The 13,537-nt window shown below is 72.2% G+C and carries 14 protein-coding genes and 1 tRNA gene; 7 read left to right on the forward strand and 8 right to left on the reverse strand.

The features are described 5' to 3' along the window. Positions 1-49: 49 nt before the first annotated feature. The 3 genes from IE134_RS31625 to IE134_RS31635 all read right to left on the reverse strand — a co-directional run bounded on the left by IE134_RS31625 (position 50) and on the right by IE134_RS31635 (position 3,261). Positions 50-1,051 carry an ATP-binding cassette domain-containing protein gene (locus tag IE134_RS31625; RefSeq protein WP_189432450.1) on the reverse strand — a complete coding sequence of 334 codons (1,002 nt, stop codon included), beginning with the start codon at positions 1,049-1,051 and terminating at the stop codon, positions 50-52. Between the two features lie 688 nt (positions 1,052-1,739). Further along, the gene (locus IE134_RS31630) at positions 1,740-2,630 is read right to left on the reverse strand and encodes a DUF4097 family beta strand repeat-containing protein (RefSeq protein WP_189432453.1); all 891 of its coding nucleotides are present in this window, start codon (positions 2,628-2,630) and stop codon (positions 1,740-1,742) included. Between the two features lie 106 nt (positions 2,631-2,736). Next, positions 2,737-3,261 (reverse strand): toxin-antitoxin system HicB family antitoxin, encoded by a 525-nt coding sequence (locus IE134_RS31635; RefSeq protein ID WP_030720560.1) that lies wholly within the window; start codon positions 3,259-3,261, stop codon positions 2,737-2,739. Positions 3,262-3,649: 388 nt separating this feature from the next. Here IE134_RS31635 and IE134_RS31640 point away from each other — a divergent pair, with 388 nt between their 5' ends. The 3 genes from IE134_RS31640 to IE134_RS31650 are packed head-to-tail and all read left to right on the forward strand — an operon-like array spanning position 3,650 to position 6,710. Then, positions 3,650-5,212 carry a PP2C family protein-serine/threonine phosphatase gene (locus IE134_RS31640; protein ID WP_030720558.1) on the forward strand — a complete coding sequence of 521 codons (1,563 nt, stop codon included), beginning with the start codon at positions 3,650-3,652 and terminating at the stop codon, positions 5,210-5,212. Then, positions 5,209-6,294 carry a cobalamin B12-binding domain-containing protein gene (locus IE134_RS31645; protein ID WP_189432455.1) on the forward strand — a complete coding sequence of 362 codons (1,086 nt, stop codon included), beginning with the start codon at positions 5,209-5,211 and terminating at the stop codon, positions 6,292-6,294. The genes IE134_RS31640 and IE134_RS31645 overlap by 4 nt, the downstream gene beginning before the upstream one ends. Then, positions 6,291-6,710: an STAS domain-containing protein gene (locus IE134_RS31650; protein ID WP_229823789.1), complete on the forward strand. Its 420-nt coding sequence runs from the start codon at positions 6,291-6,293 to the stop codon at positions 6,708-6,710. Before IE134_RS31645 ends, IE134_RS31650 begins: the two co-directional genes overlap by 4 nt. 53 nt (positions 6,711-6,763) lie before the next feature. On the opposite strand, the gene IE134_RS34320 is transcribed toward IE134_RS31650, so the two are convergent. From IE134_RS34320 to IE134_RS31665, 3 genes are all read right to left on the reverse strand, one after another. Continuing rightward, complete coding sequence (locus tag IE134_RS34320) at positions 6,764-7,159, reverse strand: STAS domain-containing protein (RefSeq protein ID WP_050513334.1); 396 nt, start codon at positions 7,157-7,159, stop codon at positions 6,764-6,766. 88 nt (positions 7,160-7,247) lie between these two features. Then, positions 7,248-7,691, reverse strand: coding sequence for an ATP-binding protein (locus IE134_RS31660; RefSeq protein ID WP_189432457.1), 444 nt, complete (start codon positions 7,689-7,691; stop codon positions 7,248-7,250). Between the two features lie 253 nt (positions 7,692-7,944). Further along, positions 7,945-8,280, reverse strand: coding sequence for an STAS domain-containing protein (locus tag IE134_RS31665; RefSeq protein ID WP_050513814.1), 336 nt, complete (start codon positions 8,278-8,280; stop codon positions 7,945-7,947). Positions 8,281-8,413: 133 nt separating this feature from the next. Between IE134_RS31665 and IE134_RS31670 the strand changes: the two genes are divergently transcribed. Continuing rightward, positions 8,414-8,734 (forward strand): hypothetical protein, encoded by a 321-nt coding sequence (locus IE134_RS31670; RefSeq protein WP_030720547.1) that lies wholly within the window; start codon positions 8,414-8,416, stop codon positions 8,732-8,734. Between the two features lie 111 nt (positions 8,735-8,845). Here IE134_RS31670 and IE134_RS31675 read toward each other — a convergent pair. Further along, positions 8,846-8,919 (reverse strand) — tRNA-Thr (locus IE134_RS31675). A 176-nt stretch (positions 8,920-9,095) separates the two neighbouring features. Between IE134_RS31675 and IE134_RS31680 the strand changes: the two genes are divergently transcribed. The 3 genes from IE134_RS31680 to IE134_RS31690 all read left to right on the forward strand — a co-directional run bounded on the left by IE134_RS31680 (position 9,096) and on the right by IE134_RS31690 (position 11,702). After that, on the forward strand, positions 9,096-10,232 hold the full coding sequence (locus IE134_RS31680) for an ABC transporter ATP-binding protein (RefSeq protein WP_010063542.1): 1,137 nt from the start codon (positions 9,096-9,098) through the stop codon (positions 10,230-10,232). Positions 10,233-10,465: 233 nt separating this feature from the next. Continuing rightward, complete coding sequence (locus tag IE134_RS31685) at positions 10,466-10,879, forward strand: hypothetical protein (RefSeq protein ID WP_126932602.1); 414 nt, start codon at positions 10,466-10,468, stop codon at positions 10,877-10,879. A gap of 106 nt (positions 10,880-10,985) precedes the next feature. Further along, complete coding sequence (locus IE134_RS31690; protein WP_010063545.1) at positions 10,986-11,702, forward strand: nucleotidyltransferase family protein; 717 nt, start codon at positions 10,986-10,988, stop codon at positions 11,700-11,702. A gap of 88 nt (positions 11,703-11,790) precedes the next feature. Here the strand turns inward: IE134_RS31690 and IE134_RS31695 are convergent, their stop codons facing one another. Continuing rightward, positions 11,791-13,431 (reverse strand): DoxX family membrane protein, encoded by a 1,641-nt coding sequence (locus IE134_RS31695; RefSeq protein ID WP_229823790.1) that lies wholly within the window; start codon positions 13,429-13,431, stop codon positions 11,791-11,793. Positions 13,432-13,537 lie beyond the last annotated feature (106 nt).

Raw genomic sequence — 13,537 nt, forward strand, 5'->3', positions numbered from 1 at the left:
TTGCGGCGCAGCATGGTGGTGGTGTCGCGGGCGGCGAGGGTGAGGGAGCTCATCGGGCGTTCTCCTTGGGCTGGTTGTTCTGGGCCGGGACGGTGGAGGCGGTGAGTGCGAAGAACACGTCGTCGAGGTCGGGTGTGTGGACGGTGAGTTCGTCGGCTTCGACACCGGCCGAGTCCAGCCAGTCGAGGATGGAGCGCAGTTCGCGTTGGCTGCCGTCGCTGGGGATCTGCAGCGCCAGCGCGTCGTCGTCGCGGACGGCCTCGCCCAGGGCGGAGGCGGCGGAGCGGTAGGCGCCCGGGTCGGTGAAGCGGAGCTTGACGTGTCCGCCGGGGACGATCCGCTTGAGTTCTTCGGCGGTGCCCTCGGCGGCGATCTTTCCGTTGTTGAGGACGGCGATGCGGTCGGCGAGTTCGTCGGCTTCTTCGAGGTACTGGGTGGTGAGGAAGACGGTGACGCCGTCGGCGACCAGGCCGCGGATGATGCCCCACATGGTGTGGCGGGAGCGGGGGTCGAGCCCGGTGGTCGGCTCGTCGAGGAAGATGATGCGGGGCCCGCCGACCAGGGTCATGGCGATGTCGAGGCGACGCTTCATACCGCCGGAGTAGCCCGCGGCGGGCTTCTTCGCCGCCTCCACCAGGTCGAAACGATCCAGGAGTTCGGCGGTGACGCGTCGTCCTTCGGCCTTGGGCAGGTGGTGGAGGTCGGCCATGAGGAGCATGTTCTCCTCGCCGGTGATCAGCCCGTCGACGGCGGAGAACTGCCCCGTGACACCGATCGCGGCCCGCACGGACTGCGGATCGGTGGCCAGATCGTGTCCGCCGACGCTCAGGTCACCGGCATCGGCGGTGATGAGGGTGGAGAGGATCTTGACGGCGGTGGTCTTGCCCGCGCCGTTCGGGCCGAGCAGAGCGAAGACCGTGCCTGCCGGGACGGTCAGGTCGATACCGTCCAGGACGGCCTTGTCGCCGTAGGACTTGCGCAGTCCGGTGGCGGTGATCGCCTGCGTCGCGGCCTGAGCGGCACGCGGCGCGGAGGCCCGGGTGACAGTCATGCTGGTTCCCTTTCGCGAGTGGTGGGTCGAGCGGGGTGGGGCGGGACGGGCGCTTGCCGGGCGGTGTCGAGATGCCGGGCCGGCCCGAGTTGGGCTGCCGGGGTGGTGCGGGGGCGAGCCGGCCGGTGCAGGCCGGGGTGGGCTGCCGGGTGGTACGGGGCCGGACCGGGCGGTGCTGGCCGGGCCGGGGCGCGTCGGGCTGGGCCCGGAGGCCCCTGGGCGGGGTCGGGCTACTGGCCTGTGCGGGACGGAGTCGGGCTGCCGGGCGCCAGGGGGCCGAGCCTGCTGTGCCGGGGCGGAGTTGGACTGCCGGGTGGCACACGCCCGGGCGGGCGTGCGGGGCTGGGCTGACCGGTGCAGTGCGGCGCTGAGCCGCCGGCCGGTGCCGGGCGGTGTGGAGCTGTCGGCTGGTGCGGGGCCGAGCCGGGCGGTGCCAGTCGGTGTGGAGCTGCTGGCAGGTGCGGGCCGAGCCAGGCGGGCCTGGCGGTGTTGAGCTGCAGGATGGTGCGGGGCCGAGCCAGGCGGGGCAAGGCGGGGTTGGGCTGCCGGGCAGTACGGGGCCAGGCGGGGCCGGGCGGTGCGGGGCTGGCCGGTCCGCGTCGGGCCTGGCCGGGCCCCCTCCGGCCTGGCCGGGCCACCTCGGCCCGGACCCCGAGGCCCCCGGGCCCCCCGGACGCCCCGCGCGGGGTCAGGCGCGGCGGACGATGATGTCGCCGGCCCCGCTCCGGGCGTGCACCTCGACGGTCTCGTCGGAGTCCTCGGGACCGGCGGCGGCGCCGAGCGCGTTGCGTACGGTGCCGAACTTGGGGTTCAGGTCGAGCCAGGCGGCGGTGCCCTCGTGGATGCCCACTTCGAGGTCGCCGACCGACGTCCGCAGGGCGATCCGCCCACGGATCACGTCGCCGACCCGGATGCGGCCGTTGGAGGAGGTCGCCTCCACCCCGGCGTGGGCGACGCCGATCTCGATCCGGCCGTTGGCGGACTTGGCGACGACATCGCCGTGCGCGACGCCCACGGAGACGTCGCCGTTGGCCGCGTTGACCTTCAGCTCCCCGCCGACCTCGTCGATCTCGGTCGTACCGTTGCCGTTCTTGACGACCGCCGCCCCGGCGACCGAGCCGATCTCGACCCGGCCCGAGCCGACGGCCTCGGCGTTCCCGGTGGAGCGCGCCAGCCGGATGTCGCCGTGGTCGGTGGTGAGTTCGGCGCGGGCCACCTCGTCCACGTGGAGATCGCCGAGCGAGGTCTTCAGCCGTACCTCGCCGAGGGAGCCCTCGCAGAAGAAGCCGCCCAGGGCGGAGGTGCCCCGCACGTCGGACCCGGCGGGCAGTTCGATGCTCACCACGACGGAGCCCGGCTTGCCGAACAGGGACCGCTTCTTCGGGGTCTTGACGGTGAGGCGACCGCCCGAGAACGAGACCTGGGTCTGCTGCACGGCGCGTACGTCGTCCTGGTCGGCTCCGTTGCCCGGCAGCACCTCGACGACCGTGTCGGTGCGCTTGCCGGCGGTGATACGGGCGGTGCCGGCGTCCAGCTCGACGACGGCGGAGATCGGCTCAGGGGTGTCGAAAGAAGGCATGGCTGTCCCGTCCTCTTGGCTCGGTGAGTTGATGAGCGATCGGTTACGTCGGCCGGATCGGCGATCCGCCGGTGAAAGGGTGAGAGGGAGCCGGCGCTCCCGGTCGCTAGCGGACCCAGCCGGTGAAGCCGCGACCGCCCGAGTCCTTGCCCCGGCCCGGTGCGCTCGCGCGCCCCCCGCCGTCGAGGGCGACGGACACGGCCCGTACGAGCCAGGCGTTGACCGACAGGCCCTCCGCCGCCGCCGCACCCTCGGCGCGGCCCTTGAGGTGGGCGGGGAGGCGGAGGTTGATCCGCACCATGGTGCCGTCGTCGGCCTCCGCCGCGGGCGGCGCGGCCACGACGGGCGCCGCGACCGGTTCCCGCTCCTCCCGCACCGGCTCGGGGGCCGGCGGCGGTGTCACCACGAACTCGGGATCGAGCCCGCGCAGCCGCACGTCGACCGAGCCGGGAGCCAGCTCCCGGGTGACATCGCTCATCGCCGCGGAGAGCACGTTGAGCAGGGTCAGCCGGGCGGCGGACTCCAGGGGAGCACTGAGCCGCTCGGCGAGGGCACGGGCTTCGTCACCGCTGGCATCCGCGGCGACGGCGAGTTCCCGCCGGAGATGGTCGACGTAGGGGGTGAGGTCCATGACGCCATCATGGCACATGAATGGCACCACGTCGAGCCAACCTGGCACCGCGCTTCGCAAAACCCCTCCTACCTGCAAGAACGCAACGAACAGATAGGCGGCGGCGCCATCGGAACCCTCACAAGGGCCAGAGATGGCACCACTCCGATGCCAGATGACACCCCCGGCGCGCCACCTCGGCACAACCCGACCCGGCCACCGGGAAGGTTTGCCAGCGGGGACCACGAGGGTGGATGGTTGCCGAACGACAACATTCCCGACCGGATGAGGTGAGGAGTTCGCCCAGCGGGCTCTCCCCGATGTGACGTCAATTCCGCAGGTCCCCACGGCCCGCACGGCCGAGCCCCTCGAAGCCTCGGCGTGGAACACGGCTCCGTATCCCGCGCTGATGGTGGACGACCTGGGCACGGTCCGCCTCTACAACGACGCCGCAAAGGCCCTGATACCTCGGCTGCGCCGGGGCCGCCCCCTGTCCGAAGCCGGGATCGACTGGCTGGACCAGGGGCACCGTCGACGCGCCGCCGGACCGGTGGACGACGCACCTCTGAGCGGCACCATCGGCGACCGCGACTTCGAAGCACACCCGAGCGACCACACCGACGGCACAGCCGTCTGGTGGCTGGTCGACGACACCGACCACCGCCTCGCCCGCCAGGCGCTGCGGACGGAGCGGCAGCGCAGCGCGTTCCTCGGCGAGGCGTCCAACGCACTGCTGTCGTCGCTGAACCTCGAACGGTGCATGGACGTCACCGCGGAACTGGCGGCCCAGCACCTCGCCGACGCGGCCCTCGTCATCACACCGCGCACGGGCAAGAGGTACCCGGTGGTGACCTGTCTGCGCGACGGGCAGCCCCACTCCGCCATACGGCTGGAGGACCCGGAGGAGGTGCCCGGGCTCGCCGAGGCGCTCCAGGGCTTCCCCCCGGTCCCGTCCCGCTGGATCGACCCCGCCTCCGCCCCCGCCTGGCTGGAGCCGGAGGGATTCGGCCCGATCGGCTCGATCGTCGTGACGCCGCTGCCCGGCCACGGCGTCCCCGCCGGGGCCCTCGTCCTGCTGCGCCGGGACGCGTCGGCCGCCTTCAGCAGCGAGGAGGAGGTCTTCGCCCGGATCTTCGCCGCCCGGGCCGGTGCCGCCATGTCGGCCGCCCGCCTCTACGCGGAACAGTCCTCCCTGGCCCACACCCTGATGCAGGACCTGATGCCGCCGGTCCTGCGCCGGTTGGCCGGGGTGGAGTTCGCAGGCGGCTACCGGCCGTCGAAGAACAACGAGCGCGTCGGCGGGGACTTCTACGACGTGCACCCGGCCGCCGACGAGGCGGAAGCCTCCCTCGCCGTGCTGGGCGACGTATGCGGCAAGGGTCTGGAAGCCGCCGTGCTGACCGGGAAGATCCGCAACACGCTGCACGCCCTGCTGCCCCTGGCCGACGACCACCAGCGGATGATCAACCTGCTGAACGGGGCGCTGCTCAGCTCGCACCACACCCGCTTCGCCTCCCTCGTCCTGGTCTCCACCCTGCGCAAGGCCGGATCCGTACACCTCGCGGTGACCAGCGCCGGCCACCCCGCACCCCTCGTCGTACGCAACGACGGCACGGTGGAACCGGTCCCCTCCCGGGGCACGGTCGTCGGCGTCCTCCCGAACGCCGCCGCGACCACGAGCCGTACGGCCCTGGCGCCCGGCGAGTTCTGCCTCCTCTACACGGACGGCATCACCGAGGCCAGAGGCGGCCCGCTCGGCGACGAGATGTTCGGCGAGGCCCGGCTGACCGAGGCGCTCTCCCACTGCGCGGGCATGCCGGCGGAGGCCGTCGTGGAACACGTGCAGATGCTCGCCTCCCAGTGGACCGGCGACCGGGCCCACGACGACATGGCCGTCATGGCCATCGCGGCACCCCGCTCGCACCACCTCAGCGCGGTGGACGGCCACACCCGGGGCAGGTTCACCGCATGACGCTCGCTCCCCCGCTCGCCCCCGCACCCTGGATCGAACAGCTGTGGCAGTCCGTGACGGACGGCGACGAGTACGCCGCCACCGGGCTCGTCCTGCGCGCGCTCGACGAGGGCTGGGAGCCGGAGAGCATCCTGCTCGACCTGATCGCCCCGGTCCAGGGCAGAGTCGGCGAGGAATGGGCCGCCAACCGCTTCACCGTGGCCCAGGAACACGCGGCCACCGCGATCAACGACCGCGCCATCGCCGCCCTGTCCCACCGCACCCGCACCCGGCCCGCGGGGCAGCCCAGACGGCTCGCCGTGGCCTGCGTGGACGGCGAGTGGCACGCCCTGCCCGCCCGCCTGGTGGCGGAGGTGTTCCGACTGCGCGGCTGGCACGTGGACTACCTCGGCGCCCAAGTCCCCACCCACCACCTGATCTCCCACATCCACCGCACCGGCCCGGAGGCCGTGGCCCTCTCCAGCTCCATCGCGACCCACCTGCCGACCGCGCACGCGGCCATCACCGCGGTACAGGCCACCGGAACCCCCGTCATGGTCGGCGGAGCCGCCTTCGGCGACCGGGGACAGTACGCGGCCCTGCTCGGCGCGGACCTGTGGGCCCCCGACGCCCGGACCGCGGCCGCCCGCCTCCACGAAGGCCCCCTCCCCCGGCCCGCGTCGCCGCACCAGCCCGTCGACGACCTCCCCCACCTGTCCGACCAGGAGTACACCCTGGTCACCCGCACCCGCCCGGCACTCGTGCGCACGGTCATGGCAGGCCTGGCGGAACGGTTTCCCCCGATGCGGGACTACAGCCGCGCCCAGCACGACCGCACCGCCGAGGACATCGCCCACATCGTCCACTTCCTGGCCACAGCCCTCTACCTCGACCGGGCCGACCTGTTCACCGGGTTCCTGGCCTGGACGGCACGCATCCTCGACGCGCGCGGCGTGCCCGCCCACTCACTCGTCCCGGCGCTGGACCTCCTGCGCGCCGAGCTCAAGGACTTCCCCCGCACCACCCGCATGATCGACCAGGCGACGGACCACCTGACCGGTGCAGGCCCCGTCCACCGCACCGACACCAGGAACCCCGCATGATGCCGCCCTACAGGTCCGCCCCGTCCCCCTTCACCCTCACGCCCGCCCCCACCCCGAGCACCAGGAGCGTCCGGGTACGGGCGGAGGGCTACCTGGACTACGACACCTGCGACGACTTCCTGGTCACCGCCACCCGGTACCTCGACCAGATCCCCGCCCCGGACGTACTGCACCTGGACTGCTCCGGAATCGACGGCCTCGACTCCATGGGCCTGGCCGCCCTCCTGATGCTCCACCGCCGCTGCACGGCCGCCCGCGTGACCCTGAACCTGGAACGCCTCCACCCCACGGTCGACCGGATCCTGCGCCTCACCGGCACCCTGGAACATCTCGTCCCCGGCAGCACGACGAGCGGAGCGACCACCCGCCCCGGAGACCACGGAAGACCTTCACCCGGACTCGACGGCGACGCCTGACCCACACCCGTACCGCTACAGCGGCGTACGCAAGAAGAAACGCGTCCGTACCGCTACAGCGGCGTACGTACGAAGAACGCGTCCGTGCCGGTCACCGTGAACAGCCGCTCCACCACCGGCTGAAGAGCCCCCGCCAGAACGAGACGGGCGTCCCTGGCCCGGTGGACACGCTGTGAATCCAGCAGCAGATGGAGCAACGAGGAGTCGGCGAACTCCAGACCGGAAAGGTCGAGCCAGGTCTCCGACGTGGCCGCCAGACACTCGTGGTCCAGGGCCTGTTCCAGCGGCCAGGTGCACCGCCACTCCATGCCGCCCACCGCCGTGACCAACGCCCTGCCGTCGGACAGCGCCAGCGAAACCGCCAGCTCACCACCGTCCGAAGACGCGGCCCGCCGGTACCACACGGTCCCCGAGCCGCCCTGCTCGTCGGCCGTCGCACTGCTGCTCATCGATCTTTCCTCGGTGTCCGGGTGACGGGCGTGTACCCCCCGGCTGAACGATCAAGCACGCGCTTCGACACCACCGGCCGCCCGCGCCTCACTCCAGCCGCAGGGACACCACGATCGTCTTGCCCGGTCCGTCACCGGCCGGCCACGGCCTGATCCGCGCGTCGGCGGACAACCGCCGCACCAGCGACCAGCCGAAGCCACCCGGGACCAGCGGATCATGGGCGGCACTCTCCGGCAGCACCTCACTGTGATCGGCCACCTCCAGCCACAGGTGCCCGTCCTCGACACCCGCGGCGAACTCACGCAGCCCGCCGCCGTGACGGTCCGCGTTGGAGATCAGCTCGGAGACGACCAACAACGCGTCGTTGACGCACCTCTCACCGGCCACACCGGCCAGCAGCCGGCTCACCTCCGCCCGCGCGTCCCGGGCCTTCAGGGGAGCGGCGATCCGTACGGAACGCTTCTCCGGCCCCGGACTCCGTACGCCGACGGCCTCAGGATCGAACTCCGGAAGGCGGGAGCCCTCATCCACCGGGAACACCTCAGGAAGGCGGGAGCCCCCGTCCGCTGGTGAGAACTCCGGAAGGCGGGAGCCCCCGTCCGTCAGCTCGGACATCGGCCCACCTCGTCCTCTCCGTACAGAATCGTGCTCGCCCGGTCAACAGGGTCTGACCCTCCCCGCTACCCGCTCCGCGTCTCAAAATACCTACCGGACCGGCAGGACCCCGCTCCCGCGGCGAAGACCGACACACGATCCCGGCCGGACGCCGCACCGAGTCACCGCCTCACGCCGCGTCCCCGGCACCCGTGACGGTGAAGGCCGCATAGGTGCCCGTCTCCCGCAGCAGGCGCTCCACCGCGGGAGCGAGCGGCCCCCGGACCTCCAGCCGCCCCCCGGCAGCCGTCTGCGCCCGCTGCGCGGACAGCAGGAAGTGCAGCAGCACCGAGTCGCCGAAGAGAAGGCGCGACACATCGACGATCAGGACCGGGGGCGAGTCCTCCACCACCACCGTGAGCGCCTGCTCCAGGACCTGCACATCGTCCTGGTCGCACTCACCAGAGATGACCAGCGTGGTACACCCGGGGGCGACCTGGGTGTCGAGCTGCAACGACGGAACCATGCCCGCATTCTGTCAGCCCCCCGAAAGGACGCCGCCCGCCCCCACCCGGCGGACGCACCGGAGAGCCGCCCCCTCCGAAGCCGCCGCTCCGCCCATACTGAAGGCCCGTTCACGCCCGCCCCGGGAGCCCGGAATGACCGAACCGGACGCCTACCTCGCCCTCTGCACGCACACCCACCTGTTCCCGGGCGCGCGCTGCCGCCTCCAGGGCCTGCCCCACCCGGCGGCCTTCGCGGCGGCCCCGGAGCCGATCGAGGTACACCTCCGCTTCTCCGACGGAACGGCCACCGCGGCAGAACTCCACCCCGGCTCCCCGACCGGCCCGACCCTCACGGTCGCCGCCTACACCACCGCGGCCGGCACTCCCATCGACGACAGCGCCTGGACCGTCAAGGGGATCGCGCGGAAGCAGGACGAGGTGGAACTGACCATCGGCACCCCGAACCGCGCCTGAACAACCGCCACGCCGACCCCGCCCCCGCGGCCCTGGGAAACATAGGCCCGCCCACGGCAGACCAACGACAGAAGCCCAGGCCGGAGGAGATCCGGCCTGGGCTTCACGGTGAGCCCCCTGTCGGATTCGAACCGACGACCTACGCATTACAAGTGCGTTGCTCTGGCCAGCTGAGCTAAGGAGGCGTGCCGGAGCAGTCTAACCAACGCCGGACCTCCGGCGTCCGCGATTTCCGTGTGCTCCGGACTACTGACAGATCGGGAAAGGCCAGGTAGCGTCACCGCAGGTTCACTCAGTGGACCAGACCACTCCCTACTCGGATCGTCCGGCACGTTCCTGCCGGTTGAGGAGAAGATCCATCATGGCCAGTGTCACGTTCGACAAGGCGTCCCGCGTCTACCCCGGCTCCACGAAGCCGGCTGTGGACCAGCTCGAGATCGACATCGCGGACGGTGAGTTCCTCGTCCTCGTCGGTCCCTCCGGTTGTGGCAAGTCGACCTCCCTGCGCATGCTCGCGGGTCTCGAGGACGTCAACGGCGGCGCGATCCGCATCGGTGACCGCGACGTCACGCACCTGCCGCCGAAGGACCGGGACATCGCCATGGTGTTCCAGAACTACGCGCTCTACCCGCACATGTCCGTCGCGGACAACATGGGCTTCGCGCTCAAGATCGCCGGTGTGAACAAGACCGAGATCCGGGCGAAGGTCGAAGAGGCCGCCAAGATGCTGGACCTCACCGAGTACCTGGACCGCAAGCCGAAGGCGCTCTCCGGTGGTCAGCGTCAGCGTGTGGCGATGGGCCGGGCCATCGTGCGGGAGCCGCAGGTCTTCCTCATGGACGAGCCGCTGTCGAACCTCGACGCCAAGCTCCGTGTCTCCACCCGTACGCAGATCGCCTCGCTGCAGCGCCGTCTCGGCATCACCACCGTGTACGTCACCCACGACCAGGTCGAGGCCCTCACCATGGGCGACCGGGTCGCGGTGCTGAAGGACGGGCTGCTCCAGCAGGTCGACTCGCCGCGCAACATGTACGACCGCCCGGCCAACCTCTTCGTCGCCGGCTTCATCGGCTCGCCCGCGATGAACCTCGTCGAGGTCCCGATCACCGACGGTGGCGTGAAGTTCGGCAACAGCGTGGTGCCGGTGTCGCGTGAGGCGCTCTCGGCCGCCGCGGACCGCGGTGACACCACCGTCACGGTCGGCATCCGGCCCGAGCACTTCGACATCGTCGAGCACGGTGGCGCCGCCGCGAAGTCGCTGACCAAGGACGCCTCGGACGAGCCGGCCGGCCTCGCCGTCTCCGTCAACGTCGTCGAGGAGCTCGGCGCCGACGGGTTCGTCTACGGCTCCACGCAGGTCGGCGGCGAGCACAAGGACCTGGTCGTCCGCGTCGGCGGCCGTGCCGTCCCGGAGAAGGGCACCGAGCTGCACGTCGTCCCGCGCCCGGACGAGCTGCACGTCTTCGCGACCTCCACCGGCGAGCGGCTCACCAACTGACCCGCCTCCTGCCGTACGCACGGCCCCGCGTCCCCCGGCAACGCCCGGCGGCGCGGGGCCGTTTGCGTGGTCCCGGCGGGTTTGGGTTTCGGCGCGGGGTCGCGTCAAATACCCCGGCACACTGGGCATTTCACCCCGGGTCGTCAACCTCGTATTCGAAAGGACGCGTCGAACCATCCCCCGCGAGGGTGACGAATTGTCGCCAAGTCATCACCGGCCGCTACGCTCGCTGCGTGACCCACACCGCGCGCCGCATCGGCCGATCCCTCGCTCTCGTCCTGCCCGTCGTCATGGTTCTGTCCGGGACCCTCGCGGTCACCAGCGTCCAGTGGGCGGAGTCGGACAACAACTCCCAGCTGCTGGCCGCCTCCTCGGAGACCGTGTCCAAGCCCGCGAAGCCGCACGCCCCGCAGGACGTCCTGCGCGAGAAGCTGCTCGTGGAGCTCCAGGAGAAGGACCCGGGCGCCGCGCTCACGGGCCTCCAGCGGGCCGTCGAGCAGCGTCCGTCGCTCGCCCGCCACTGCATGTCGATCGCCAGGGCGCTCGGCAAGGCGGCCGTCGAGCAGTACGGCCCGACCCGGGCGCACCGCTTCTCCCGGCCGGTCTGCGACACCTCGTTCGCCTCCGGCGTCGCCCAGTTCAGCTGAGTCGTTCAGCTGATTCCCCCGGAGGCTGAGCCCCGGAAGCTGAGTCCGGTGGGCGTTCTGGTCGAGCGCCGCCTTCCGTCGGCGGGCACCGCATATCGTGCCTGCCATGCATACGTATCCGACGCAGGCCGTGATCCTTGCCGGTGGCCAGGGGTCGCGGCTGCGGCCGTACACCGACGACCGCCCCAAGCCGATGGTCGAGATCCCCGGGACCGGGACTCCGATCATCGGCCATCAGCTGTCCTGGCTGGCCGCCGAAGGAGTCACCGACGCCGTGGTCTCCTGCGGGCACCTGGCCGAGGTGCTCCAGGAGTGGCTGGAGGAGGCCGTCCTGCCGCTCCGGGTCACCACCGTCGTGGAGACCGAGCCGCTGGGGCGCGGCGGCGGGCTGCGGTACGCGGCCGAGCGGCTGCCCGACGCGGATCAGCCGTGGTACGCCACGAACGGTGACATCTGGACCCGTTTCTCGCTGCGCGAGATGGCGGCCTTCCACGCGGAGCGCGACGCCACCGCCACCCTGGCCCTCGCCCGGCCGCGCATCCCGTGGGGTGCGGTGGAGACGGACGCGTTCGGGCACATCACCGACTTCATCGAGTCGCCGCCGTCCCCGTATCTGATCAACGCCGGGGTGTACGTGTTCTCGCCCGCGTTCACGAAGCTGCTGCCGGACCGCGGTGACCATGAGCGGACCACGTTCCCCCGGCTCGCCCGCGAGCGCCGGCTGGCCGGGTATCCGCTGCCGAACGGGGCGTACTGGCGGGCCATCGACACCGCGAAGGATCTGACCGAGGCGGCCCGCGAGCTGGGGTCCCACGGCGTCTGACGGTCCGCCCGTACCCACGCGCGAAAGGGCGGCGCCCACCCGGCAGGAGAACCGGGTGGGCGCCGCCCTTGTCGCGTGGCCGTGCGGGTCAGCCGAGGAGGCCGCCGATCGGGTTCCGGCCGCCGCCGCCGCCCGAGGTGGATCCTTCGCCGCCGGAGGAGGTCGAGCCGCCGGTGGGGGCCGGTTCGCCGCCTCCGCCCGTGGAGCCGTCGCCACTGGTGGAGCCGGACGAGGTGGGTCCGGCGCTGGTGGCGGCCGGGGGCTGCTGCGGGGTGGTCTGCTGCGGGGGTGCCTGGCCGGTGCCCTGGGTCTGGCTGGGCTGGGTGCCCTGGCCGGTGCTCTGGCCGCCGCCGGAGTCGCGGGTCGCGCCGGGGCTGGCCTGGCCGGTGGCGGGGGTGCTCGCCGCTCCGGAGGGGGTGGGGTCCGGCCCGCGCTGCTGCTCCGGGGTACGGGAGGCCTGGCGTTCGCCGGTGGACTCCTGGGGCAGCGGCATGCCGGGGAGGCGGTTGGTGGGGTTGTCGTTGCGGCCGGGGACGGTGACGACCTCGGTGGAGCGGACCGCGCCGCCGAGGATGGAGCCGACGAGGAGGGTGAGGCCGACGACGACGGTCGCGACGACGGTGCCCCGGCGCAGCACCCGGCGGCGCAGGTCCCAGATCTCCGAGCGGGGGCCGAGCTTGCGCCAGGCTTCCCCGGCGAGCCGGCCGTCGACGGAGTAGACGGGGGCGCCGGCGATGATCAGCGGGCTCCAGGCGGCCAGCAGGATGATGTCGGGGGCGTCGTACACGGGGACCGTGCGCCAGCTGACCGTCACCAGCAGCGCGGCGGAGAGCAGGGCGCCGAACGCGGCGGCGACCCGCTGCCAGAGGCCGAGGACGGTGAGGACGCCGACGACGACCTGGAGGAAGGCGACGGTCAGTCCGGCGCCGACCGGGTGGGAGAGCGCGAAGTCGCGCAGGGGTTCGGCCACCGCCCACGGGTGCAGGGAGGTCAGCCACTTGACCATCGAGCCGCGCTCGCCGCCGTCGAAGTAGACGGGGTCGGACAGCTTGCCCATGCCGGCGTAGATGGAGATGAAGCCGAGGAGGACCCGCATGGGGAGCAGGACCACGCCCAGGTTCATCCGGTGGCCGGGGTAGTAGGCGTGCCGGACGGGGTCGCCCGTGCCGCGCCGGGCGCGGGAGTCGGCTTCGTCGGAGTCCGGGGAGTCGGCGTCGTTGTAGTCGTCGCCGGGTCCTCCGGGTCCGTCGAGCGGGTCGTCGTACGCGCCGACGGCCTGCCGCATGGGCGGCAGCAGGGGGCCGGTGCGGGCCGGTTGGTGGGGGGCGGTCAGTACGGGGTTGGGCTGCGTCTCCTCCAGGAGCGGGATGACCTGGGTCGCGCCCGCTTCGTGGCCGTGCCCGCCGGGGGCCGCGCCGAGTCCGGCGTCGAGGTGTCCGGCGGTGGAGTTGCGCACAGCCTGGAGGAGTCCCGTCGCACCGGGGTCGCCGGGAGCGGACTTGCCGCTCCAGACGACGGGTGCCCGCCTGCGGCCTCCGCCGGCGCCGCTCATGGCGGGGATGCGGGCCGTATCCGCGGGGGCACCGCGCAGCCGTGCGCGCTGGCCCGGGGCGAGCTGCACCCGGAAGCTGGCGTGGTTGACGATGACCTGCGCGGGGTCGCTGTCCACCTTGGTCATGCTCAGGGCGGGTTGCTCGTCGAACCGAGGCGTTCTGGTGTCCACACTCATCTAACCGAGTGATGTGTGTTTAGGACACTGCCTTGACCGCACCGGATGTGTCCGAGACCCGTCAAGATCAGGCCAAACTCGGGCATCCTGGATGGATGTTCGGCGT

It is taken from the genome of Streptomyces rubiginosohelvolus (genome assembly GCF_014649875.1).
GTDB classification, from domain to species: Bacteria; Actinomycetota; Actinomycetes; order Streptomycetales; family Streptomycetaceae; genus Streptomyces; species Streptomyces rubiginosohelvolus.

What these genes read in the sequence shown, in the direction of transcription:
- IE134_RS31670 (WP_030720547.1), top strand. Translation starts at nt 8,414, where the DNA reads ATGACCGAACCGGACGCCTACCTCGCCCTCTGCACGCACACCCACCTG.
- IE134_RS31695 (WP_229823790.1), bottom strand. Translation starts at nt 13,431, where the DNA reads ATGAGTGTGGACACCAGAACGCCTCGGTTCGACGAGCAACCCGCCCTG.
- IE134_RS31640 (WP_030720558.1), top strand. Translation starts at nt 3,650, where the DNA reads ATGGTGGACGACCTGGGCACGGTCCGCCTCTACAACGACGCCGCAAAG.
- IE134_RS31665 (WP_050513814.1), bottom strand. Translation starts at nt 8,280, where the DNA reads ATGGTTCCGTCGTTGCAGCTCGACACCCAGGTCGCCCCCGGGTGTACC.
- IE134_RS31635 (WP_030720560.1), bottom strand. Translation starts at nt 3,261, where the DNA reads ATGGACCTCACCCCCTACGTCGACCATCTCCGGCGGGAACTCGCCGTC.
- IE134_RS34320 (WP_050513334.1), bottom strand. Translation starts at nt 7,159, where the DNA reads ATGAGCAGCAGTGCGACGGCCGACGAGCAGGGCGGCTCGGGGACCGTG.
- IE134_RS31645 (WP_189432455.1), top strand. Translation starts at nt 5,209, where the DNA reads ATGACGCTCGCTCCCCCGCTCGCCCCCGCACCCTGGATCGAACAGCTG.
- IE134_RS31680 (WP_010063542.1), top strand. Translation starts at nt 9,096, where the DNA reads ATGGCCAGTGTCACGTTCGACAAGGCGTCCCGCGTCTACCCCGGCTCC.
- IE134_RS31625 (WP_189432450.1), bottom strand. Translation starts at nt 1,051, where the DNA reads ATGACTGTCACCCGGGCCTCCGCGCCGCGTGCCGCTCAGGCCGCGACG.
- IE134_RS31650 (WP_229823789.1), top strand. Translation starts at nt 6,291, where the DNA reads ATGATGCCGCCCTACAGGTCCGCCCCGTCCCCCTTCACCCTCACGCCC.
- IE134_RS31630 (WP_189432453.1), bottom strand. Translation starts at nt 2,630, where the DNA reads ATGCCTTCTTTCGACACCCCTGAGCCGATCTCCGCCGTCGTCGAGCTG.
- IE134_RS31690 (WP_010063545.1), top strand. Translation starts at nt 10,986, where the DNA reads ATGCATACGTATCCGACGCAGGCCGTGATCCTTGCCGGTGGCCAGGGG.